The organism is Microcoleus sp. MON1_C5 (assembly GCF_036701875.1).
Classification (GTDB): Bacteria; Cyanobacteriota; Cyanobacteriia; order Cyanobacteriales; family Microcoleaceae; genus Microcoleus.
In genome coordinates, this window is the sequence record NZ_JAUBRN010000043.1 from 12,608 (window position 1) to 36,619 (window position 24,012).

Below are 24,012 nucleotides of genomic sequence, written 5' to 3' on the forward strand. Positions count from 1 at the left end.
AACTTTCTGTCAGGGTACTGTTCGATACTGGCACGATGAACACGCTTCTCGGTATTTGACAGCCGAAGCAAAAGCTGAGCCAGCCGAAGAACAACTCCATCGCTATCGACAGCAATTTGGCAACTGCTATAATCTGAGTTCACTTGGGTGCGTTATTAACGCACCCTACCATGTTAACCGAGAAAGAGATAACCGAGGTTCCGGTTATTTAAGGAATAGGTAGAAAGTGCCGTCTTCCTTTGGCTGAATTGTAGACCAAGATAAATTTGGTCCCTGAATAATACCAATTGTTTCATATCTTGGGCTGAGGATTATGAGCTCGTTAGCATCCGAAAGTGTTGTGTAGAGATTGGGACTTCCTTCCAACTGGATCTTGTCCAAGTCTTCATCAAAGTTCCGAATTGTAACTGCACCGGTGGCAACCGCATAGAGTTGACGGGATGTGGGGTTACCGGAGGTAGCAGGAACTCCGAGTACGAATGTATCTCTCCCAGGGCCGCCGATCAGGACATCAGATTCATAAAATCCCAAGCTTTCATACTGCCGATTGCCTTGGGGATCGATACCTACTTCCACTCCAATCAGTTCGTTATTCCCCACACCAACGCCTGTGAGGGTGTCATTGCCGGAAGTTCCGACAAAAGTAGCGGATCGGTTTGGCTCGTTTTTTCCGAAATTGAAGTAGTGTTCTCGACCGGTTTTCAAGGCTCCAGAGTTGACAAACGGCACAATGTCGGGGTTTTCTTTTAAGTATTCCGGTTCAAAAAATGAAGTCCCAAAACGACCGTCTTTGAGTCCGAATTGAATGAAATGCTGGTAGCCTGATTTGAAATTTCCGTTCTGAACGAACGATCGCAACTCTGAGTTATTTGCCAAATAAAACTCTTCGTTGTATTCAGGTGACACGCGGGTGCGACCCTGTTCGTAGCCCAACTGAATAAAGTGATCGAGGCCAGACGCAAAAGGCGCGTTTGGATTGTTTGGGGTGCGAACCAAGGGAGCAATATCTGGATTTTGAGCTAGATAGGTTTCTTCGTCAAAGTAACGCGATACTTTGGTCAGGCCGCCGGCTTGACCGAACTTTTCAAAGTGTTCTCTGCCGGATTTTATAATTCCTGCATCAATAGCCGGTTTCACCCATGGATATTGCGCCCGGTAGTATGGCTCGTCAAAAATTTCATAATTAGTCATAAGTTTTGCTGCAAGCTTAGTTTGCTTACTTGTCGGTTAAAATTGACCCACTATTACTAATTCTACTAACTCTGTATGTCAAGTTACAGCACTTTTTAGGTAAATGAAGCAAAAAAAATTGGCTGTTGTAAGGGCGGTGCCAACAGTGCGCGCCCTTCTGGGTTTTCGAGGTTTACTTGAGCAACATGGAACCTGCTGTAATTATTGTCAAGCCTGTTTTATGATTTTTATGGCAAACACAACAGTGCGATCGCCATTTTTGCGAATGTGCGATCGTACTCCCCAGCAGCAATCAGGCAAATCCCCAATAGCTTAGAGATTTCTATCCAAGTAAAGGTAGATTACCTCTAGAGCCTAAAGATAGATTATCTCTATTTTCTGGTAATAGATTCAACTTGAGATTTCGGCCACCTTCAATAACAGCGATCGTGTCAGAGGGAGTGGTTTCGGTAACTCCCTTGTTAACGACGAATAAGCCCTTCTTTTGAATAGCTAAATCTCGATTATTGTTGATGAAAAATACCAATAATTGATTTGAGGAAATCCCTATATCGAGCGTATCCTGATCTTGCGTAAAGTTCCGAATTGTAGCAAAACCCGGCCCGATGTAGGACAGGTAAGTGTAAACCGCCGATCTACCACCCCCTAGAGTGCGAGTTCTACGGGTCAACACGAATATATCGCGGCCGCTACCGCCAGTTAGAGTATCGAATTCATTGCTGCCGTCACTTTCCTAATATTACCTGTGGATAAAAATTTTATTACTTTGTGTAGTGTAACCTAATTGAAATCCTATTAATTGGGTATACCCCACCCCTACACCAGTGAGGATGTCATTGCCGCAAGTTCCGACAAAAGTAGCAGATAGGTTTGGCTCGTTTTTCCCGAAATTGAAGTAGTGTTCGCGACCAGTTTTCAAGGCTCCCGATTCGACAAGCAGCCGAACATCGGGGTTGAATTGTAAATATCCCGGTTCAAAAAATGAAGTCCCAAACTGCTCCTCTTTGAGGCCGAATTCAATGAAATGCTGGTAGCCGTTTTTAAACGTTCCATTCTGAATAAACGGCAGCAAAGCTCGGTTAGTCGCGAGATAAAACGCTTCGTCATACTCAGGCGATACTTGGCTGCGACCCTCTTCGTAACCGTATTGGATAAAGTGGTCTAGTCCGGTCGCAAAAGGCGCGTTTGGATTGTTGGGAGTGCGGACAAAGGGTTTAAGGTCTGGATTTCCCTCAAGGTAAGTATCTTCATCAAAATACCGCGATATTTTTGTTAGGCCCGCGGCTTGACCAAATTTTTCAAAGTGTTCTCTTCCAGATTTGATGATTCCTGCATCAATGGCTGGTTTCAGCCACGGATATTGCGAAAGGTAGTATTGTTCGTCGAAGATATTGTAATTCATTGTTGCTCCTTTAAGAACGTAAAGTGCGATCGTACTTTTTCATAGCACATTAGCCCACAACCAATAAAAAATCATTAATCATCAGCCTGAGCTAATGACTAATGACTGATGACTGATGACTGATGACTAATCACTATCCAATCAAGAAAGTACCGTTACCGTTAGATTCTTGGAAAGTCAAACCCAAGCTTGCTCCTCCTTCAATCACGCCCAGTACATCTCCAAAACGCTGGATTGACAAATTGTTGCCAACCGGAGTCAGGCTGTAGCCGTTTAAAGAAGTTCCTTGCAGTTGGATAAAATCGCTTTCTATGTCGAAGTTGCGAATCGTAGCTTGACCGTTACCCAAATACAGCGGTGTCGGGGTGACATTCCCGGCTGTAGCAGGAACTCCGAGTACGAATGTATTAGTTCCCGGAGCACCAATCAAGACATCGAATTCATTGGTGCCAAAGCTTTCATACTGCAGGTTACGTTGGGAGTCTATACCTACTTCTACTCCCACAAGTTCGACATCGCCCACGCCAACACCAGTTAAAACATCGTTGGTACGGGTACCGACAAAAGTCGCGTCGCGGGCCGGCTCAAATTGCCCGAAATTGAAAAAGTGTTCCCGACCTGTTTTCAAGGTTCCAGAGTTGACAAACGGCACGATGTCGGGGTTTTCTTTTAAGTATTCCGGTTCAAAAAATGAAGTCCCAAACCGACCTTCTTTGGCCCCGAATTGAACGAAATGCTGGAACCCTGATTTGAAAGTTCCGTTTTGAATAAACGGTTGAAGTTCAGAGTTGTTTGCTAAATAAAAGGTTTCGTTGTATTCGGGTGATACTTGGGTGCGGCGCTGTCCTTCATCGTAACCGAACTGAATAAAGTGATCGAGGCCGGTCGCAAAAGGCGCGTTTGGGTTGACTGTGCGGACGAAAGGTGCGAGGTCTGGATTGCCAGCAAGGTAAGCATTTTCGTCAAAATAACGCGATACATTAGTTAGACCGCCTTCTCGCCCGAATTTTTCAAAGTGTTCTCTCCCAGATGAGATGACTCCTGCGTCAATGGCTGGTTTGATCCAAGGATATGAGGCGAGGTAGAATTGTTCGTCGAAAATTGCGTAGTTAGCCATGTTTCCCCCTAAAGTTTTGATGAGTTTGAGATTCTATAGCAATTAGCTATCCATGAACTCGATCGCCAATCAGGAATTTAGACAAAACAGACGTTATGAAATGGTTTTAAATTCCTGGTAAAATATCAATCTTGATGACGCAGCAATTATCCGAAGGCTACATTCTGATTTCAGAAATTATGCCTTTTTCTCCTCAGTTAATTGCTCGATCGCAAGTTTGATCGATTCTACAAAAATTGAAACTTTTTTCAGGATTTATTTCTCAATCTTTGGTTAATTTTTAATTATTTTTATCCAACAGCTTAATTCTGTGCACATAAATATGCTTATGTCAAGTAAATTTTTGTAAATAAAATATGGAGTATTTGCTCAAGGAATTTAGAAGAAAATGTAACGAAAAGTTGCCCTAAATTTGTCGAATTGTGTCATGTGCAGGCTCAAATCGCCTAATGGCAAGCGTTTTCTGGTAAAAATGCTTATGGGATAAAAAAATTCCCGATTCCCGAAAACAGCATCTTAAAGGAGCCTAACCGGATGTTCACTCACGTCAAGCCCACCATTCGCCACGTCGTGCCGGAAAACTTGCAGGGGCGATCGCTAATGAAGGTGGTCTATGTCGTACTGGAACCGCAGTATCAAAGCGCCCTGTCTGCAGCGGTTCGAGCGATAAACAAGAAAAATCCGAATTTGGCAATAGAAATCAGCGGCTACCTGATCGAGGAACTCCGCAGCCCGGAAAATTACGAAGCCTTCAAGCGGGATGTGGCAGATGCCAATGTATTTATTGCTTCTCTAATTTTCATCGAAGATTTGGCAGAAAAAGTGGTAGCGGCAGTTGAACCGCTGCGCGACAGCTTGGATGTCGCCGTCGTCTTCCCGTCGATGCCAGGGGTGATGCGCCTCAATAAAATGGGCAGTTTCTCGATGGCACAATTGGGACAAAGCAAAAGTGCGATCGGCGAATTCATGAAAAAACGGAAGGAAAAATCCGGGAGTTCCTTCCAAGACGGAATGCTGAAACTGCTGCAAACTTTGCCGAAAGTGCTGAAATATTTGCCCATCGACAAAGCCCAAGATGCCCGCAACTTCATGCTGAGTTTCCAGTATTGGCTGGGAGGTTCCCAAGAAAACTTGGAAAACTTCTTGCTGATGCTGTCACATAAATATGTATTCAAAGGCCAGGAACAGCTAACTTTCCAAGAGCCCGTTGTCTACCCGGATATGGGAATTTGGCATCCTTTGGCACCGTCGATGTTTGAGGATGTAAAAGCCTACCTCACCTGGTACAACGCCCGCAAAGATATTTCTGCTGACCTCAAAGACCCCCTCGCACCTTGCATCGGCTTGGTATTGCAGCGGACTCACTTAGTCACCGGAGATGACGCGCACTACGTAGCAATGGTGCAGGAATTGGAGGCAATGGGGGCGCGGGTGGTGCCGATTTTTGCTGGCGGTTTGGACTTCTCGAAACCAGTCGAAACTTTCTTCTTGGAAGTTGGAACCAAAGGTGTTGCACCGCTGCCGATCGTTGATGCGGTGGTTTCTCTGACTGGTTTTGCGCTGGTGGGCGGCCCGGCGAAACAAGATCACCCGAAGGCGATCGAGACTTTGAAAAAGCTAAACTGCCCTTACATGGTGGCTTTGCCGCTGGTTTTCCAAACGACGGAAGAGTGGGAAAATAGCGATTTAGGCTTGCACCCGATTCAAGTTGCTTTGCAAATTGCCATTCCCGAGTTGGATGGCGCGATCGAACCGATTATTTTGTCGGGACGTGATGGCGCAACTGGCAAGGCGATCGCCCTACAAGACCGGATCGAAGCAATTTCCCAGCGCGCTATGAAGTGGGCAATGCTGCGCCGGAAACCAAAATTAGATAAAAAAGTTGCGATCACAGTTTTCAGTTTCCCGCCGGACAAAGGCAACGTCGGAACTGCCGCTTATTTGGACGTTTTCGGCTCGATTTACCAAGTATTGAAAGCCTTAAAAGGCAACGGTTACGACTTGCCAGAATTGCCGGATTCCGCCGAAAAACTGATGCAAGAAGTCATCCACGACGCAACAGCCCAATACCAAAGCCCGGAATTAAATGTTGCTTACCGGATGTCCGTAGCTGAATACGAAGAATTCACTCCTTACTCGGAACGCTTGCAAGAAAATTGGGGCCCGCCTCCGGGACATTTGAACAGCGACGGACAAAATTTGCTGATTTTCGGCAAACATTTCGGCAATGTGTTTATCGGAGTGCAACCTACTTTTGGATACGAAGGCGATCCGATGCGGTTGTTATTCTCTCGTTCTGCCAGCCCGCACCACGGTTTTGCTGCTTACTATACATATTTGGAGCGCATTTGGGGTGCGGATGCGGTGCTGCACTTTGGCACTCACGGTTCGCTAGAATTCATGCCCGGTAAGCAGATGGGAATGTCTGGGGATTGTTATCCCGACAGTTTGATCGGCAAAATTCCTAACCTCTATTATTACGCCGCCAACAATCCCAGCGAGGCAACAATTGCCAAGCGCCGCAGTTATGCTGAAACAATCAGCTATCTGACTCCTCCGGCTGAAAATGCTGGTTTGTACAAAGGTTTGCAGGAACTCAGCGAGTTAATTGCTTCTTATCAAACTTTGAAAGGGACTGGGCGCGGTGTGCCGATTGTTGATGCGATCGTCGAAAAATGCCGTTTGGTGAATTTGGACAAGGATATCGCCCTACCTCCGGAACAAGAAAGAGGGGTTGCGGCGGGAATGACTTCGGAGGAACGGGACAATTTAGTTGGCTTGGTTTACCGCAAGTTGATGGAGATTGAGTCGCGGTTGTTACCTTGCGGTTTGCACGTTATCGGTAAGCCGCCGACTGCGGAAGAGGCGATCGCAACTTTGGTGAATATCGCCAATTTAGACCGCGAAGAAGACGGGCTGATCAGCTTGCCGCGGATTATCGCTAACAGTCTCGGACGCGATATCGGCGAAATTTACACTAACAGCGACAAAGGCATTTTAAATGATGTCGAATTGCTGCAAAACATCACCTTGGCCTGTCGGGATGCCGTTGGCGCTTTGGTGAAGGAACAAACCGATGCTGAGGGTAGAGTTTCCCTTGTTTCTAAGTTGAATTTCTTCAACATGGGCAAGAAAACACCTTGGATTGATGCGCTGCACGCCGCTGGTTACAAAAAAATCGATCCAGAACCGATTAAACCGCTGTTTGAGTATCTGGAATTCTGCTTGCAGCAAGTTTGTGCTGACAACGAATTAGGCGCTTTGTTGCGCGCGTTAGAAGGCGAGTATGTTCTGCCTGGGCCCGGTGGCGATCCGATTCGCAACCCGGATGTTTTGCCGACTGGCAAGAATATGCACGCTTTAGACCCGCAGTCAATCCCTACAACGGGGGCGGTTAAGTCTGCTAAGCTTGTAGTCGATCGGCTGTTAGAAAGACAGCGCGTTGATAACGGCGGAAATTACCCAGAAACGATCGCCGTTGTGTTGTGGGGAACCGACAACATCAAGACTTACGGTGAATCCCTCGCCCAAGTAATGTGGATGGTGGGAGTGAAGCCAGTACCCGACGCATTGGGCCGGGTAAACAAACTCGAATTGCTTTCTTTAGAAGAGTTGGGACGCCCTCGGATCGACGTAGTAATTAACTGTTCAGGCGTATTCCGCGACTTGTTCATCAACCAAATGAATTTGTTAGATAAAGCCGTGAAAATGGCAGCGGAAGCCGACGAACCTTTAGAAATGAACTTCGTCCGCAAACACGCCCTGAAGCAAGCGGAAGAAATGGGAATCAACCTGCGGCAAGCAGCAACCCGCGTATTTTCCAATGCTTCTGGTTCCTATTCATCTAACGTCAACTTGGCGGTGGAAAACAGCACTTGGGAAAGCGAAGCCGAGTTGCAGGAAATGTACTTAACTCGCAAATCCTTCGCCTTTTCTTCCGACAATCCCGGAACAATGGAACAAGATCGGCAGATTTTTGAATCATCCTTGAAAACTGCTGAAGTCACCTTCCAAAACTTGGATTCGGCGGAGATTTCCCTAACCGATGTGTCGCACTATTTCGACTCCGACCCGACTAAATTGATCGGCAGTTTGCGCGCAGATGGGAAGAAACCGGCATCCTTTGTTGCTGATACAACCACAGCCAACGCGCAGGTGCGGACACTATCAGAAACCGTGCGTTTAGATTCGCGGACTAAGCTGCTGAATCCGAAGTGGTACGAAGGGATGTTGTCGCACGGTTATGAAGGTGTGCGGGAGATTTCTAAGCGTCTGGTGAATACGACTGGATGGAGTGCGACTGCGGGCGCGGTGGATAATTGGGTGTATGAGGATGTCAACACTACGTTTATCCAAGATGAGGAGATGCAGAAGCGTTTGCTTAACTTAAATCCTCATTCGTTCCGCAAGATTGTCAGCACTTTGCTTGAGGTGAATGGCCGGGGTTATTGGGAGACTTCGGAGAACAATTTGGATCGCCTGCGTGAGTTGTATCAGGAGGTGGAAGACCGGATTGAGGGGGTTGAGTAAGGTTTCCGAATTAGTATAGAATAGTGGATGGGGTTCTTGTACCCCATCCACTATTTGAAAACCTTAAACATCATTATTTGAATTCACGCGAATTGCTAAAGTCTGTCATGAGGTAGAAGCTGGAATTGACGGCATAGATAGAATAGACTACGATAAAATCAGGGTGTTTCACTCACATTAGTCACCTTTACATAAATTCAGTTCAAAATTTGGAGATTTTTTAGCTACTATGAGTAATCTTTTAAAACAAGAATTATCCCAACAAGAATTTGGACAAATTCGTTCTAATATTGAACGTATTATTTCTAGTTATAGACACATTTGGGATGTTTATACAGAACTCCTACAAAATAGTGCAGATGCAATTATTGAACAATTTGGAGAGAAGAATATCAGTAAAGGTAAAATTGCCCTAGAAATAAATCCAGATGACAGAGAAATTATTATAGTAGATAATGGTGTGGGAATAGAAGAAGCAGAAATATCCAAAATACTTGTTACTGGTAAATCTCTTAAAAGAGAGCGTAATGCAGGAAAATTCGGTTTTATGGGTTATGGATTTACATTTGTTGTTTTTCAAAGTGAATATCTAAAAATAGAAAGTGTTAAAAATGGAATAAAAGCATCAAGAACCTATAAAGAATTATATCAATTTGTTTACTCAGGTTCAGATATACCAAATTCTGAAGAGGAGGAAGCGGGCGATCAACCACAAGAAGTTAATCAAGAAAATGGTACACACATTACCATTAAATTTCCTAAAAATTTTCCTGAGGAAATAGTTGAAGAATCTTTAGCAGCAACATTTCGGATAGCAAAATCAGAGGAAATTATTAAAGCAGTCCTTAGAACTCAATCAATTGTAGGCTTTTTAGATCGAGTATTTAATAACGGGGATTGTTTTGAATTTAACTTAAAAATAACGGGAAGAATTATTCCAATAAAAACTGGCTATTTAACTATCAGAGAGGTGGTTCAGTCAGTTCTTAAGAGTGAAGGTCAATTTTATGAACGACCTAGTGAGTATGAGAACTTTATAAGGTTAACAGAAAAATTACCAATAAATGCAAAAGAACAAGCAAGAAAAGCTATAGTATTAGATGAAAAAATAGACAATATAGAAATTGGCACAAGAAATCCAATACACGCTCGTGTATTTATTTCTGCCACAAGTAAATCTCATATTAGTCTATTTAATGAAAGATTTAGAAATGAGGATGGTATTTCCTCAGATTTTCAGTTAGAGCATGGATTGTGGTTGGCTATATGTGGGATGCCTATAGGTGTTTGTTTAGACCCATTTGAACATAGTAACTACTTGCCTTATACAGTAATTGTGGATATAAAAGATATGTCGATCCGGAAAGAACTCGATGCTGGTCGTAAAGGAATCAGCCCTTATCGGATGAAACAAATAGCTGAGAAAATTAAAGATGTATTGAAGGAAAGAAATTTCATAAAATACCGTCCCTATATTGTAGGAGGTGGTGATAGTCGAATTAGTAATCCCTTCTACGATCCTAAACAAGACCTTGGCATTAAATTCAAAGAAAAGAAATGGTTTGATTCAATTTTAACACATAAATATTTTCCTCCGTTTGAAGAACAAGAAGTGATTAGTCTCTTTGTAGAAATGGTGGCCCAAAAAATCTTAAGAGGCTATTTCCTTAAAGTTCTTTCAGGTTATCAAGTCTATGATGGACTTTACGAATATCAATTGGAGCAAAATGAAGAAGTCGAATATTCAGAAAATAATAAGTTAGGCGTTCGCAGAGAAATATTCACTGCTAATGGTGGCAGTCTAAAAAAAGAAATTTTGTTAGAATTTAAAAAAGATTTAAACAGCATTTATAAAGATATCGAGACTAACAAAAAAGATATGAGTCATATTGATATTTTAGTGGTTTGGACGGTGAATTTTGAAAATAGAGATAAACTGCAAACAAATAAAGGAGACATTCTAAGCGAGAAAGATGTGACTACTAATGTTTTTTATGGTGTGACTCATCAATTGCTTGGCACTAGACAACAACCGTTACCCATTATTGAACTCAAAAAAATCTTAGAAATAACGTATAATTATCAAGGTTAGGAAAGAACCTTGTTGTTAAAGGGTTGGATGGAGAGGCAAGTATTATCGTCCTTTTTTTCCTAAAGTGCGTGAAGCGCAGCTATTCCGTGGGAATCGCGCCTCTGTTTTCCCCCAATCGGATTTTAAGCAAGAAAGAAATACCTACTATGACTATCTCGCCCAAACGACTTGAAGACTTAGAAAATATTCCCGAATCTGCGATCGATACATCTGATATTTCTGAATTAGATGCGAGTTTCTGGTCACAAGCAAAACAGGTAAAACCACTGACCAAACAAGCTATTTTTTTAAGAGTTGATAGCGATGTATTAGAGTGGTTTAAAAGCCAAGGAAAAGGCTATCAATCTCTAATGAACGCTGTGCTGCGCTCTTATGTTGAACATCATGTAAAGAACAGTCAATAAATGTGCGATCGCCCCGATATTCCCCAAGGTGCGATCGCCCCTTCTTTTACCTAATCAAATGGATTCAATATAGTTAACCCATCAACGCGCTTAAAATCCTTAGCATTGCGAGTTACCAAGACACATCCCTCAACTAAAGCACAGGCTGCAATTACACCATCACCTAATTTCAAGCGATAATCTCTACGAATTTGGGCTGCACGATCTAAAACTGATTCTCTTAATGATACGCACTTAATAAGCCTCAAAAATTCCCGCATCTCATTCGCTTGTTCTTCGGTCAATGCGGGGTAACAAAGTAACTCTACCCAACTAATCGGAGAGTAAAATGCCTCTGCATCTCCAGCTTCAATCTCATCAAATATAGGCTGAACCTCCGGCTCGTCATAGAAGTAGTAAATCAGAATGTTGGTATCGAGAAGATATTTATTAATCATCCCATTCTTCTCTAAGTTGTAACTGGAATTCCAAAGCATCCACACGCTTAGGCAAAAAACCGCGCCATCTCTTTAGATTTTTCTTGGGCAATCTTTGACTGCTATCCTGAGTCTGGGTTGTTACCCGATCGCGAACCAATGCGGACAATACTTCTAACAGTTGCTGTTGCTCGTCAGGAGTAAGATTTTGAGCCTGACTAAGTACCTCGCTATAAGTAGACATAGGCTTGATGTTGAGATTTTTGGGCTGATTGTCATTATAGCAATTTAGGATCGAGGGAAGTGCGATCCCCCTGAAATTCCCCTGCATGGCAGTTTAGTTTTGAGGAATCTTGGCAGTAACTTTAATGTTATCACCTACGCTTCAACCCCAGCACGCTCAGAAAAAAGCTCGACAAAACCATCTGCAAACCGACAGTCAGGCAAGTTAGTGAGGGAATAACCAAACGCAGAGTTTTAGAAGGGTCGAGAGTACCGAAAGCAGTTTCTCTCCAAATAGTTAATGACAAGAACGAGCCCACTATTCCGGTTAAAATCAGCGTGACTCCGACAATCAATCCTGTCTCTAGGGTGACATAGCGAAATATTTTGTTGAGTTTGGGGTCTTCGGGCAGGAATTTCTCGCTGATGGCGAAAATTTTGGTGAAAAAAGCGAAAGTTACTGCTTGAAAACCGATGATAATTGCGATCGCACCATAAAGCAGCGTGTGTACATCAAAGCTGATACTCCCAATCTTTTGAGTACCGGGTAACAGCCAAACCACGATAATTAGACCCCAAATCATCAGCGCAGTACCCGGATACAAAAACAGCCACCGAGGACTGTAAAGCAGCAAAAATCGGAGGTGCCGCCAGCCATCTCGCCAAGTTCGCAAGTGTGGCGGCCGGCTGCGGCCGTCGGGAGAAAGTACGGTTGGGATTTCAGTTATCCGCAGCTTGTATACAGAAGCCTTGACTACCATTTCGCTAGCAAATTCCATCCCCGTTGTTTGCAAGTCGAGTTTCAAAATTGAGTCTCTCCTAAAACCCCTGAGTCCGCAGTGAAAGTCGCCGACGGGACTCGCGAAAAATAACTGCCCAACCCATGTCAGCACCGGATTTCCTAAATATTTGTGCAGCGGCGGCATGGCCCCAGGTTTGATGCCCCCTTGAAACCGGTTTCCCATTACTAAGTCGAAACCTTCTCGCAATTTGTTGACAAAAGCGCCGAGGTTTGAAAAATTGTAGCTGTCGTCAGCATCGCCCATGATAATATAAACTCCGCGCGCTGCGATGATGCCTCCCATGAGGGCGCTGCCGTAGCCTTTGGCTGCTACGGGCACGACTCTCGCTCCCATTCTGGTAGCGATAGCTTGAGAACCGTCAGTGCTGCCGTTGTCTGCTATGATGACCTCGCCGGCAATATCAAGTTCGCGCAGGAACTTCTGCGCCTTCTCGATGCAGATTTCTAAAGTTTCTGCTTCGTTCAGGCAAGGCATGAGTATCGATAGTTCTAGAGTGTATTCTCCGCTTGGATTGGTCTGCTCTGCCATATATTTGTTCGACTCTCGATCGCGATCGACCATACTTGATTTTCCCGTATTTCTGCTTAAAATATTAGTTGTGAATAAAACCTAGCAAAACTTAATTAAAGTTTTTCAGGTTTTTGGAAACGGCAATTTTTGATTGTACTATAGGTTAATAAACTTATGAATAGAAGCGTTTTTATGTTATTGCTTGCTGCAATCTTGTGCGGCGTCGCAGGTCAATTCAGTCTGAAGGCAGGAGCTAAAATCTTAGGGCCCATTGGCGCTGCTAATTTAATGGAAAAAATTCTAGCAATGGCTACCCAGCCGTTAATTGTAGGTGGTCTTTCTTTGTATGCAATTTCTTCCATCGGCTTTATTGTAGTTTTGTCGCGGGCAAACCTTAGCATAGTCTCACCTTTATTGTCAATTAGTTACCTGTTTACGGTTTTAGGTGGCAAACTTATATTTCACGAGCCTTTGCCTCCGCTGCGGTTAGTAGGTGTGGCGCTAATTATGACGGGAGTAATTTTTGTACTCAGAGGTCAAGTTGGGGGAGTGACTGGGGGCAACTAGCGATCGCTTTTAAGATTGACGCTTGAGTGCTTAATTGATAACTTAGGTCAAAGGGTGTATTTGAGCCTTCTGTTATGAAATAATGTTGCTGTATGTCTAATATTTCTGAGCCTGTGAATCCCAATCAATTATTGAGCGATCGCACCGCAGTGCTTGCTACCATGCACCAAAAAGAACGGGTGATGGCTCCCGTTTTGGAACGAGAATTGGGTGTAAAAATTCTAGTACCTGCGGAGCTTGACACAGACACTTTCGGCACCTTCACCAGAGAAGTTAAACGCTTAGGAACTCAAATAGAAGCGGCTCGCCATAAAGCACATAAAGCTCTAGAAATTGCGGGCGAAACTCTTGCCTTTGCCAGCGAAGGTACTTTCGGCCCTCACCCAATGATGCCGTATCTGCCAGCTAACAGAGAAATAGTAATTTTATTAGATCGAGCCAACAATCTAGAACTAATCGGCGACTCTTTCTCCGTTGAAACTAACTACAGTCACGAGTTAGTTTCCAGTATAGAAGAAGCAGATGATTTTGCTAAAAAAGCTGGATTTCCCCAACATGGACTGGTGGTTATAGTTGGCGACGCTGCACTCGGTAACAGCGAAATTGTCAAGGGCATTAGGACAGAAAAACAACTTTTTGACGCTGTGACAGCAGGCTTAAAAAAATCGTCAACCGGCCGAGTTCACATCGAAACAGATATGCGGGCGATGTACAATCCAACTCGGATGAAAAACATCGAAAATGCAACTCTGGATTTAGTTAAAAAATTCAAGCAATTCTGCCCCGAGTGCGGTTGGCCGGGATTCGATATTGCTGAGATGAAAATCGGATTGCCCTGCGGACTGTGCTATTTTCCGACTCAGCTAGCGCGATCGGCAATCTATAAATGCAAAAACTGCGGTTATACTAAAGAAAAAGTATTTCCCGACGGTCGAGAGACTGCCGATCCTTCCCTGTGTCAATATTGCAACCCTTAGAAAAATAATTGCCTAAACTTAGTAAAACTTGCCACAATATTATTGATAGTTCCCTAATTAAATTCACTAATGATAGCCATAGAAACAGAACGCAACTGGAAACCCGTTATTAAAGAATTCGAGGCTGTAGTCGGCAAAAATGGTGTCGTGCAGCGCCGCGAAGAATTGATTGTCTACGAGTGCGACGGACTCGCCAGCTACCGCCAGCGCCCCGCCATGGTGGTATTGCCTCGAACTACCGAGGAAGTGGCGCAAGTGGTCAAAATATGCGATCGCAACTCAATTCCCTGGGTGGCTAGAGGCGCAGGAACAGGTCTTTCTGGCGGCGCTTTGCCTGTAGAAAACTGCGTGCTGATTGTCACTGCCCTGATGCGAAAAATCCTGAAAGTAGACTTAGAAAATCAGCAAGTAGTAGTGCAACCGGGAGTAATTAATAACTGGGTAACGCAAGCAGTTAGCGGCGCCGGTTTCTACTACGCGCCAGATCCTTCCAGTCAAATTGTTTGTTCGATTGGCGGCAACGTTGCCGAAAATTCTGGTGGGGTTCACTGCCTCAAATACGGAGTCACAACGAATCACGTTTTAGGATTAAAATTGGTAGTTCCCGACGGTTCTATTGTCGATGTCGGTGGCGAAATTCCCGAAATGCCCGGTTACGATTTAACTGGTGTATTTGTCGGTTCTGAAGGCACTTTAGGAATCGCTACAGAAGTTACTCTGCGAATTCTCAAAGCGCCGGAATCGATTTGCGTTCTCCTAGCGGATTTTTCCAGTATAGAAGCAGCGGGCGAATCGGTTTCCGACATTATCAGCGCTGGCATTATTCCCGGCGGCATGGAAATTATGGACAACATCAGCATCAATGCTGTGGAAGATGTGGTGGCAACTGGATGTTATCCCCGCGATGCGGCCGCAATTCTCCTCATAGAAATCGACGGTTTAGAAGTGGAAGTTGCCACAAACAAACAGCGGATTGCCGATATTTGCAAGCATAACGGAGCGCGCAATATCACGACAGCAAGCGACCCGGAAACGCGGCTAAAAATTTGGAAAGGGCGGAAAGCTGCTTTTGCGGCTGCGGGCCATCTCAGCCCTGATTATTACGTGCAAGACGGCGTAATTCCGCGAACGCAAATGGCTTATGTTTTGAAAGAAATAGAGGGTTTGAGCGAGAAATACGGTTATCGAATTGCTAATGTATTTCACGCGGGAGACGGGAATTTGCACCCGCTGATTCTGTACGATAACTCGGTAAAAGGTGCGCTGGAAAAGGTGGAAGAATTGGGCGGAGAAATTCTCAGGCTTTGCGTGAAAGTTGGGGGAAGTCTTTCGGGAGAACACGGCATCGGTGCTGATAAGAAGTGTTTTATGCCGGATATGTTTTCGGAGGTAGATTTGGAGACGATGCAGTGGGTACGTCAGGTGTTTAATCCGAAAGGTTTGGCGAATCCTGGGAAGATGTTTCCGACGCCGAAGACTTGCGGGGAAGCGGCGAGGGCTAAGGTTGAAACTTTTAAGAAGTTGGATGGTGTGGAGGTTTTTTAATTCCCTATTTATGTGGGTAATGTGAACAGAAAAGCACCCTGAAATTGTCTCTACAATGGGGAGGCGGAGCCTCTAAATATGCGTCCCCCGACTCGGGCTGGGAACGAGAAAAAACGAGAAAAATCGTTTTTTAGGAGTGCGAGCGTCCAGCTCGCTTGTTTGCCTGTATATCAAGTTGGTAAAGCGCGGATTGCCCATTCTGCGCTAAGGTGCGATCGGAATTTTGATAGTAAATTCCGTGCCCTTGCCCAATTCCGAATTACAATATAATTCGCCTTTGTGCCTTTCTACAATAATTTGATAGCTAATTGACAATCCCATTCCCGTGCCTTTACCAATGGGCTTGGTAGTAAAAAATGTATCGAATATCTGCTGTTTGACTTGCTCAGTTATTCCCGGGCCGTTGTCGGCAATTTTAATTTCTACAAAATTGCCGACCACTTCCGTACCAATCCTAATCTGGCTAGGATTTTCTAGTATTTCTTGACAATTTTTCCTATTGTTCGCATCTTCTAAAGCATCGATCGCATTGCTGAGAATATTCATAAAAACTTGATTGATCGGCCCAGCAAAACACTCAACAGTCGGCAATTCTCCGTATTGTTTTACAATTTGAATGGGCGGCTTTTCTCCGTTCCCTTTCAAACGGTGATTGAGAATTAACAGCGTGCTGTCAATACCTTCGTGGATGTTAACGGGTTTCATCTGTGAATCGTCATGGCGCGAAAAGTTCCGCAGCGACTGCACAATCTGGCAAATCCGCTCGACACCAACGCTCATGGAAGACAGTATTTTAGGTAAATCTTCAGCTAAAAAATCGAGTTCATTTTCTTCTCTTTCCTGTTGAATTTCCGCGACTGGATCGGGATAATGTTTTTGGTAAAGTTCGAGGTGGTGAAACAAGTCTTGAGTATAATTTGTGAGATGAGTGAGGTTGCCGTAAATGAAGCTGACTGGGTTGTTAATTTCGTGAGCGACGCCGGCAAGTAGCAAGCCCAAACTAGACATTTTTTCGCTTTGAACTAATTGGGAATTAGTGGCTTTGAGCTGGTTAAGTGTGGCTGCTAGTTGAGCGGCTTGTTCTCTGCTTTGTGCTTCGGAAATATGCAAGGCTTCTTCAGCTTGTTTGCGCTCAGTGATGTCTCTCTGTACGCCAATAAAATGAGTTAATTTGCCCAGTCGATCGCGCACAGGAGATATTGAGAAACAATTCCAGAAAGCGGTTCCGTCTTTGCGATAATTCTTTAATATTACCTTGCATTCGCTTTCTGTTTGCAAGGCTTGGCGAATTATTTCTACTGCCGCCGGATCGGTATCGCTTCCGTGCAAAAATCGGCAGTTTTTTCCGATAATTTCCTGCCGCCGATAACCTGTCATGCTTTCAAATGCGGGATTGCAATAAATAATTGGATGTTCTGGGTCAGTGGCGTCAGAAATCGTAAATCCCGTGCTAGTAGCTGCTATAGCTCGATCGTACAACCAAAGCATCTCTTCTGCGCGCTTGCGATCGGTAATATCCCGTAGCGTAGCTAAATAAGCCATTTCTCCATCCCATTCCGTTTCCACCACCCGCATTTCTACTACAGCATTTGCTTTTTGCTTGCGAATAGCTTCAACTTCTGTTTGCACGACGCGAGTTCCTGGCGCTTCTGTTTTTCCAACTTGGGGAATAATATCCGTCGCCATCTCAAGGTCGCAAGCTGAAACTTCTACTACTAAATTGCCAAAAAATGCTTGACCTAGAAGTTCCTCTGCCGTGCAGTTAAACAGCGCTTCTGCTGACGGGTTGGCAAAACAGACAAGTCCTCGCTTGTTAACGATTGCGATGCCGTCGGCATTTTTTTCGATCGCATTCCGAAACCGAGATTCGCTAGCTTTCAACTCCTGCTTTAGCTGTTCCATTGCTCGCTCCATCTGCTGCAGTTCGCACAGACTAAGACTATAAGCTTCGGAAATGTTGGCATCTGTCGAATTCTCGGCTCTTTTTTTGGGAATCTGTTGGTAGTCGGTTCTGTGAATCGTATTGTGAGCAGTTTTTTTATGATTCCTGCTAATATTACTGACCTTATTTTCTGGATCGGCTTCTTGAAAAAACATATTTCTACCCTACCAAGTTATTTTTTAGATTTAGGTATTGCGATCGCCCAATTCTCCGGGGAACTTAGGGGGATAGCAATTTACACCCGATGCTAGCACATTACTTTTCTAATTCATCCTAAAACTTCGTTAAAATTCCTGAGTAATCGCGCTATAATTATCTATTACGTTTTATTAAGTAATTTCCACAACATTTATACTTACGTAGCGATACGAACGGTGCAAGCTGGATATGGCTTCAATCCCTCTCCCACTCACAAAATAATCAGTTCCCCGCAAAAGTCTTAAATATTTAAAAGCCACAGGTCAGTATAAAATATTATAGAGTTTGGAGAAAAAATATACTTAAAAATGAGCGAACTCATCTTTAAATCCTCAAAAATAATCATAATTAGCCATTACCAAATCATCTCCCTGCAGGCAGATGTGATATAGAATATAACCTATCTATTTTTGCGATCGCAACTTCAAACCAATGGCACGTCTAGCACTTCTGAGCACATCCAATAAAAGCGGACTAATCGACTTAGCGCGCAGTCTAGTAGAAGAATTTGAATTTGACATAATTAGTAGCGGCGGGACAGCAACGGCTCTCAAAGAAGCAGGCATCCCAGTGACCAAAGTTGCGGAATATACTGGTTCTCCCGAAATTTTGGGAGGGCGAGTCAAAACACTTCACCCACGAATCCACGGTGGCATTTTAGCACGCCGCGATGTACCGGAAGACCTCGCAGACTTAACAGCAAATCAAATTCGGGCGATCGATCTAGTTGTAGTCAATTTGTATCCATTTGAAGAGACAATTTCTAAGCCAGGAGTTACTCTAGCAGACGCAATTGAGCAGATAGATATCGGCGGGCCGGCGATGCTGAGAGCATCAGCAAAAAACCACGCTCACCTAACAGTTTTGTGCGATCCAGAACAGTACAATACTTATTTAAAAGAACTGCGGGAAAATGGCGGCGAAGCATCCTTAGAGTTTCGGCAAAGATGTGCGCTAGAAACCTTCAAACATACAGGAAACTACGATCGCGCGATCGCAAATTATCTCAGCAGCCAATCCGCTGAAGAATCTTCGCTACCCGACCAGTTTAATTTATCAGGAAAAGAGTTGCAAACTCTCCGCTACGGGGAAAATCCCCATCAAGCCGCCACCTGGTATCAAAGCGGAAGTACACCGACAGGCTGGACGACTAGCACCATCCTGCAAGGCAAAGAATTAAGCTACAATAATTTAGTAGATTTAGAAGCAGCAAGGCGGCTGATCGTAGAATTCCCCGACACACCCGCTGCCGCTATTCTGAAGCATACAAATCCTTGCGGCACAGCCTTGGGAACAACTATTTCTGAAGCGTATCAAAAAGCCTTTGACACCGATTCAGTCTCAGCATTCGGCGGCATTGTCGCCCTCAATCGCCCCATAGATGCTGCTACCGCAACGGCGTTAACTCAAACATTTTTAGAATGTATCGTCGCGCCGGGGTGCGAACCAGAAGCCGAACAAATTATCAAGAAAAAGGCGAAAGTTCGAGTATTAATTTTGCCAGACTTGACTCAAGGGCCGCCACAAACTGTTAAAGTTATTGCAGGCGGTTTGCTGGTGCAAGACTCAGATAATATAGTAGAAGAAACTAGCAAATGGCGGGTTGTTACTGAGAAACAGCCGACGGCCCAAGAGTTGGAAGAATTGCTGTTTGCTTGGAAAGTAGCGAAACACGTCAAATCAAATGCGATCGTTGTGACGCGCGATCGCACTACAATCGGTGTCGGCGCCGGACAAATGAATCGCGTTGGCTCAGTTAAACTAGCATTAGAACAAGCAGGAGACAAGAGCAAAGGAGCGATTTTGGCCAGTGACGGTTTCTTCCCCTTCGACGATTCAGTCAAAACTGCGGCTGAGGCGGGCATAATTGCGATCGTCCAACCAGGCGGAAGTATGCGCGATCGAGATTCCATTGAAGCCGCCAACCAACTCGGAATCACAATGGTTTTCACTGATATCCGCCACTTCTTGCATTAATTAAGTTCCTAGTGTAGTAATGACATCTTAGTTATCTCTCACGAACAGGGAAGATGCCTATTCCACAAAGAGTCAATTCTATTGTGGGGTGGGCTTCTAGCCCGCCCTCAAGCAATGATGGAATTTTTGTTCTTCCTTCTTCCATATTCCATCTTCCTTCTCCCATCCATCCGTTACATCCGCCCTTGCGAATCCGTTGCCGAACTTTTTTCTTCTATAACTAACGGCTATGACTAGCACAATTCAACCGCAAATTAAACCCCAAGACATAAAAGTCAAAATCCTGCTCACTGGCGGACATCAATGCACCGTCACGCTCAAATCAGATACACCATTATTGCACAGCCTGATCAAAACATTAGTCGATCGCACTCAACCAACACCCGGTTTTTCCACCTTATTTCAAATCCCTATAGACGGAGGTCGTTCCGCCCTTTCTTTTCCCGGCGAAAACCTAGTGGGATTAGTCACCGAACCCCCAATTTACTTGCAGGAACTGCAACCGCAGCAGCCTGCAACTCCCGTAGAAATTCCCGCCGCAGAAATTCCCGCCCCTGCGCCGCCTGTAAATGACGATTTAATATCTCGCTACGCCCAAATAGACAACTTTTTGACCCCCGCCGAAAAGAACAAACTCATTAAATATGTCTTAGCAAAAGAATCAGAATTTGTGAGTACCAGCACCTCAACTAATGCCGAAGATTACCGCCGTTCGATGGTACTCCACTCGTTCCCGGAATTTTCGGAACTGATGGTTAATCGCATCAAAGCAATTCTCCCCGACGTGCTGAAAAGTTTAAATATTCCGTCATTTCCCCTAGGTGAGATAGAAGCTCAGCTAACCATGCACAATGACAACAACTTTTATAAACTTCACAACGACAGTGGCTCGCCAGATACGGCCAGCCGATTTTTTACTTACGTTTACTATTTCTATCGAGAACCCAAGGGTTTTTCAGGTGGCGAGTTGCAGATTTATGACAGCAAAATCGAGAACAATTTTTATGTTGCGGACAAGACCTTCAGAACCGTTGAGCCTCGCAATAACAGCATCGTATTTTTTCTAAGTCGCTATATGCACGAAGTTTTGCGAGTTAGCTGTCCCTCAAAAGCTTTTGCTGATAGCCGCTTTACTATTAACGGCTGGGTACGCCAAGCAAACTGAGGTTAATTCATAGTCCTGGACGCACTAATCACCTAATTTTGTCATTCTGAGTAAGGCGAAGAATCTCAATTATTGCCACACATTACAGTGCGTAAGTTCCGATATGTGAGCTTCTTCACTTCCCAAACTCTACCCTCAGAATGACAGAATTACCTTACTCAAAACTATTTAATTCTTACTCCAGTGCTCCAGCACTTTTGAGCAATTTCACCACATTGGAATAACCCTTAAACTCAGCCAGCATTAAAGCTGTATAATTTCCTGGATTTTTGTGGTTTAGTTCTGCACCAGCATCAATTAAAATGGTTACTGCCTCAGCATAACCCCGATGTGCGGCCCACATTAAAGCAGTTGCGCCCGAATCATCCAGCAAGTTGACATCCGCACCTTTTTCGACTAATAATTGGACGATCGCAATATGACCGCGATCGCACGCCTTCATTAAAGCCGTTTTCCCCAAATCCGCCGGGACATTGGGATCGGCACCGCCGTCAAGCAAAGCCTTCACCGTCTCGGTATGTCCGTGAAACGCAGCCAGCGTCAAAGCCGTCTCCCCAAAGTTTTTAGCATTCAGAAAATCAGCCCGATTTGAGTTTACTTTTTGCAGCAAAGCCGATACGATCGCACTATGGCCGTGAACAGCCGCCACCAGTAAAGGCGTATCGCCCAACCGATTTCTCGAACCGACACTAGCACCTCGGTTTAAGAGCAATTCCACCACATCTTCGCAGCCTTCAATCACGGCAAAATTCAAAGCAGTTTCATCATCTTTATCCTTAGCGTTGATATCCGCGCCAGCATCGAGTAAGATATGGGCGATCGCCGCATTTCCGCCAGCAGCAGCGGCCATCAAAGCCGTGCCCCCATCTCCATTTTTCACATTCGCATTAGCACCCGCACCAAGCAAAGTTTGCACTACATCAGTATTGCCGGCATCTGCAGCCAAAGTTAAAGCAGTTTCTCCGTTTTTGTCGGGAATTTCGACATCAGCACCAGCAGCCAACAGCGCCTCGACAACAGCCAAATTTCCCGCCGTCGCAGCCAGCATCAAAGCTGTTTTGCTTTCTAGATTTTTAACATTAGCATCCGCCCCACACTTGAGCAAAATTCGCACAATTTCAGCGCTTCCTTGACGGACAGCTAAAAACAGCATAGAATTGTCAGCAACAGCACCCGCATCCACCAAAGCTTTTACAACAGCTTGATGACCGGATAAAGCAGCTATTTTCAGAGCTGAATCTCCATCTTTATCTCGGACATTTACATCAGCATTAGCATCAAGTAACATCCGCACAACATTGATATCGCCCTTCAAAGAAGCCGCCATCAAAGCCGTACTTCCATCATCATTTTTAGCATTAACATCAGCACCAGCAGCGAGCAACAGCCGCACAGAGTCAGCTTGTTTGTGAGCCGCCGCCAGCATCAAAGCCGTTAGCCCAAAACGCCTGCTCACTTGGTTGACATTAGCGTCATTGTTTAGTAGAGTACGCACGATTTCTGTATAGCCCTTTTGGGCAGCAAACATCAAAGCCGTCGTCCCCTCAGAGTCTTTGGCGTTAGCGTTAACATTCTTAGCGAGTAAAGCTTGGACGTGAATAATGTTGCCAGTCTTGGCGGCTTGAATCAATACAGCGTCTTGTTTAGTGGCAGGCATAATAGTCTCTCATACCGTATATTTTTACCGTCGCACGAGACGGCCTGACTGGTATGCTAAGTTTTATGAAGTATGTTTGCTAATCCTCAGAACACTATGAATCTCGAAATTCCTCAGTCAGTGAAAGTTTGGAGCCAATTCATCCACCCAATTTTAATGTGGGTACTGCTGGCCATCTCATTTTATGCTTTGTATCTGGGCATTCAAATCCGACGTACCAGAAGTGCGGAAGGCGAACTCAAAAAAGAGTTAATTAAGGGCAAATTCAACGTCAAGCACCACCAGATGGGTTCTTTGCTGTTAGCCTTGATGGTTACGGTTGCGATCGTCGGGATGGCCGTCACCTACATCAACAACGGCAAACTATTTGTCGGGCCGCACTTGCTAGCTGGGTTGGGAATGATGGCAATAATTGCGATCGCAGCCTCGCTGACTCCTTTAATGCAAAAAGGCAGTGATTGGGCGAGAAACACTCACATCTTTCTGAATATTGTGCTTTTGGGGCTGTTTGGCTGGCAAGCGGTATCAGGCGTGGAAATCCTGCAAAGAATTATCAGCAAAATGTGATAATTTGGGTAAGATTGCTAATTGCTAATTGCTTTGGGGCGATTAGTGATTAGCAATTAAGTTGCCATATTTATTAGAGGTTTGACTAGCCCAGCGTTGAGTTATAGGTAAAAAACATGAACCATGATGATTTAGTCAAGATACTAGAGAGTATTGTTCCTATATATGCCTTAAATAAAAGTTCGACTTTGACACCCGAAGAATTAGCGAATGAGCTGATTAATGCTGTTGACCAATCTGAAGAACTCTCTAACTTATCAAAAGAAGAGAAAGAGCGTTTTTGCCAAAAAATGAATGATTTGTTGATGCCTAATTTTTTAGAATTTCCATCAAAAGCAAAAAATGTTTTAGAAAGCCAGGTAGAACTCGAAGCAGAGTTTAAGAAGTTCGCCGAAGAATGGCGCCTCGAAACGGGGATGCTATCATTAGTTACGCAGAAATCAATGCACCAGGCTTATCAGAGAATTATCGGCATGGGACAGCCAGTTATCCCGTTGATTTTGCGTGACCTCGAACAAAAGCCAGACCATTGGTTTTGGGCGTTGAGGGCAATTACTGGTGACAATCCGGTAAAACCCGAACAGCGCGGCCGGATGAAGCAAATGGCCCTAGCGTGGATACAATGGGGAAAAGAACACGGTTATGAGTGGTAAGCTAGAGTACCGAAAAATATTGAGATTTCCTATTCACATATTATGGTAAACTAACAATAGTTAACTTTTAAAAACGA

At 44.4% G+C, this 24,012-nt stretch carries 20 protein-coding genes; 11 read left to right on the plus strand and 9 right to left on the minus strand.

What is annotated here, in order from left to right; translation table 11 throughout:
* Nucleotides 1-204: 204 nt before the first annotated feature.
* Nucleotides 205-1,191, minus strand: coding sequence for a calcium-binding protein (locus tag QUA71_RS19770; protein ID WP_333287567.1), 987 nt, complete (start codon nt 1,189-1,191; stop codon nt 205-207).
* A gap of 103 nt (nt 1,192-1,294) precedes the next feature.
* On the opposite strand from QUA71_RS19770, the gene QUA71_RS19775 reads away from it, so the two are divergent.
* Nucleotides 1,295-1,507 (plus strand): hypothetical protein, encoded by a 213-nt coding sequence (locus tag QUA71_RS19775; RefSeq protein ID WP_333287569.1) that lies wholly within the window; start codon nt 1,295-1,297, stop codon nt 1,505-1,507.
* Nucleotides 1,508-1,513: 6 nt separating this feature from the next.
* Here QUA71_RS19775 and QUA71_RS29315 read toward each other — a convergent pair whose 3' ends face one another.
* The 3 genes from QUA71_RS29315 to QUA71_RS19785 form a co-directional block, all read right to left on the minus strand.
* The gene (locus QUA71_RS29315; RefSeq protein ID WP_445243803.1) at nt 1,514-1,864 is read right to left on the minus strand and encodes a hypothetical protein; all 351 of its coding nucleotides are present in this window, start codon (nt 1,862-1,864) and stop codon (nt 1,514-1,516) included.
* Nucleotides 1,865-1,930: 66 nt separating this feature from the next.
* The gene (locus QUA71_RS29320) at nt 1,931-2,593 is read right to left on the minus strand and encodes a hypothetical protein (RefSeq protein ID WP_445243804.1); all 663 of its coding nucleotides are present in this window, start codon (nt 2,591-2,593) and stop codon (nt 1,931-1,933) included.
* 133 nt (nt 2,594-2,726) lie between these two features.
* Nucleotides 2,727-3,710, minus strand: a complete 984-nt coding sequence (locus QUA71_RS19785; RefSeq protein WP_333287571.1) for a calcium-binding protein — start codon at nt 3,708-3,710, stop codon at nt 2,727-2,729.
* Nucleotides 3,711-4,244: 534 nt separating this feature from the next.
* Here QUA71_RS19785 and QUA71_RS19790 point away from each other — a divergent pair.
* From QUA71_RS19790 to QUA71_RS19800, 3 genes are all read left to right on the plus strand, one after another.
* The gene (locus tag QUA71_RS19790; RefSeq protein ID WP_333287573.1) at nt 4,245-8,240 is read left to right on the plus strand and encodes a magnesium chelatase subunit H; all 3,996 of its coding nucleotides are present in this window, start codon (nt 4,245-4,247) and stop codon (nt 8,238-8,240) included.
* A 229-nt stretch (nt 8,241-8,469) separates the two neighbouring features.
* Complete coding sequence (locus QUA71_RS19795; RefSeq protein ID WP_333287575.1) at nt 8,470-10,332, plus strand: ATP-binding protein; 1,863 nt, start codon at nt 8,470-8,472, stop codon at nt 10,330-10,332.
* Nucleotides 10,333-10,478: 146 nt separating this feature from the next.
* Nucleotides 10,479-10,736 carry a BrnA antitoxin family protein gene (locus tag QUA71_RS19800; RefSeq protein ID WP_333287577.1) on the plus strand — a complete coding sequence of 86 codons (258 nt, stop codon included), beginning with the start codon at nt 10,479-10,481 and terminating at the stop codon, nt 10,734-10,736.
* Between the two features lie 50 nt (nt 10,737-10,786).
* Here QUA71_RS19800 and QUA71_RS19805 read toward each other — a convergent pair whose 3' ends face one another.
* From QUA71_RS19805 to QUA71_RS19815, 3 genes are all read right to left on the minus strand, one after another.
* Nucleotides 10,787-11,173 (minus strand): type II toxin-antitoxin system VapC family toxin, encoded by a 387-nt coding sequence (locus QUA71_RS19805; RefSeq protein WP_333287579.1) that lies wholly within the window; start codon nt 11,171-11,173, stop codon nt 10,787-10,789.
* Complete coding sequence (locus QUA71_RS19810; RefSeq protein WP_333287581.1) at nt 11,166-11,396, minus strand: hypothetical protein; 231 nt, start codon at nt 11,394-11,396, stop codon at nt 11,166-11,168. Before QUA71_RS19810 ends, QUA71_RS19805 begins: the two co-directional genes overlap by 8 nt.
* Nucleotides 11,397-11,526: 130 nt before the next feature.
* Nucleotides 11,527-12,738 (minus strand): glycosyltransferase family 2 protein, encoded by a 1,212-nt coding sequence (locus QUA71_RS19815; protein WP_333287583.1) that lies wholly within the window; start codon nt 12,736-12,738, stop codon nt 11,527-11,529.
* Nucleotides 12,739-12,879: 141 nt separating this feature from the next.
* Between QUA71_RS19815 and QUA71_RS19820 the strand changes: the two genes are divergently transcribed.
* The 3 genes from QUA71_RS19820 to glcD all read left to right on the plus strand — a co-directional run bounded on the left by QUA71_RS19820 (nt 12,880) and on the right by glcD (nt 15,776).
* The gene (locus QUA71_RS19820; protein ID WP_333287585.1) at nt 12,880-13,254 is read left to right on the plus strand and encodes a transporter; all 375 of its coding nucleotides are present in this window, start codon (nt 12,880-12,882) and stop codon (nt 13,252-13,254) included.
* A gap of 92 nt (nt 13,255-13,346) precedes the next feature.
* On the plus strand, nt 13,347-14,231 hold the full coding sequence (locus QUA71_RS19825) for a DUF6671 family protein (RefSeq protein ID WP_333287587.1): 885 nt from the start codon (nt 13,347-13,349) through the stop codon (nt 14,229-14,231).
* A gap of 69 nt (nt 14,232-14,300) precedes the next feature.
* Nucleotides 14,301-15,776, plus strand: a complete 1,476-nt coding sequence (gene glcD / locus QUA71_RS19830; RefSeq protein ID WP_333287589.1) for a glycolate oxidase subunit GlcD — start codon at nt 14,301-14,303, stop codon at nt 15,774-15,776.
* Nucleotides 15,777-15,980: 204 nt separating this feature from the next.
* On the opposite strand, the gene QUA71_RS19835 is transcribed toward glcD, so the two are convergent.
* A complete protein-coding gene (locus QUA71_RS19835; protein WP_333287591.1) occupies nt 15,981-17,873 on the minus strand; it encodes a PAS domain S-box protein in 1,893 nt (630 codons plus the stop codon).
* Nucleotides 17,874-18,348: 475 nt separating this feature from the next.
* Here QUA71_RS19835 and purH point away from each other — a divergent pair, with 475 nt between their 5' ends.
* Together purH and QUA71_RS19845 are read left to right on the plus strand one after the other, a co-directional pair.
* Nucleotides 18,349-19,893 carry a bifunctional phosphoribosylaminoimidazolecarboxamide formyltransferase/IMP cyclohydrolase gene (purH, locus tag QUA71_RS19840; protein WP_333287593.1) on the plus strand — a complete coding sequence of 515 codons (1,545 nt, stop codon included), beginning with the start codon at nt 18,349-18,351 and terminating at the stop codon, nt 19,891-19,893.
* A gap of 229 nt (nt 19,894-20,122) precedes the next feature.
* The gene (locus tag QUA71_RS19845) at nt 20,123-21,058 is read left to right on the plus strand and encodes a 2OG-Fe(II) oxygenase (RefSeq protein WP_333287595.1); all 936 of its coding nucleotides are present in this window, start codon (nt 20,123-20,125) and stop codon (nt 21,056-21,058) included.
* 175 nt (nt 21,059-21,233) lie between these two features.
* Here QUA71_RS19845 and QUA71_RS19850 read toward each other — a convergent pair whose 3' ends face one another.
* Nucleotides 21,234-22,715, minus strand: coding sequence for an ankyrin repeat domain-containing protein (locus tag QUA71_RS19850; RefSeq protein ID WP_333287597.1), 1,482 nt, complete (start codon nt 22,713-22,715; stop codon nt 21,234-21,236).
* 96 nt (nt 22,716-22,811) lie between these two features.
* Between QUA71_RS19850 and QUA71_RS19855 the strand changes: the two genes are divergently transcribed.
* Nucleotides 22,812-23,282 (plus strand): DUF4079 domain-containing protein, encoded by a 471-nt coding sequence (locus QUA71_RS19855; protein WP_333063238.1) that lies wholly within the window; start codon nt 22,812-22,814, stop codon nt 23,280-23,282.
* Between the two features lie 116 nt (nt 23,283-23,398).
* Complete coding sequence (locus QUA71_RS19860; RefSeq protein ID WP_333287599.1) at nt 23,399-23,935, plus strand: hypothetical protein; 537 nt, start codon at nt 23,399-23,401, stop codon at nt 23,933-23,935.
* Nucleotides 23,936-24,012 lie beyond the last annotated feature (77 nt).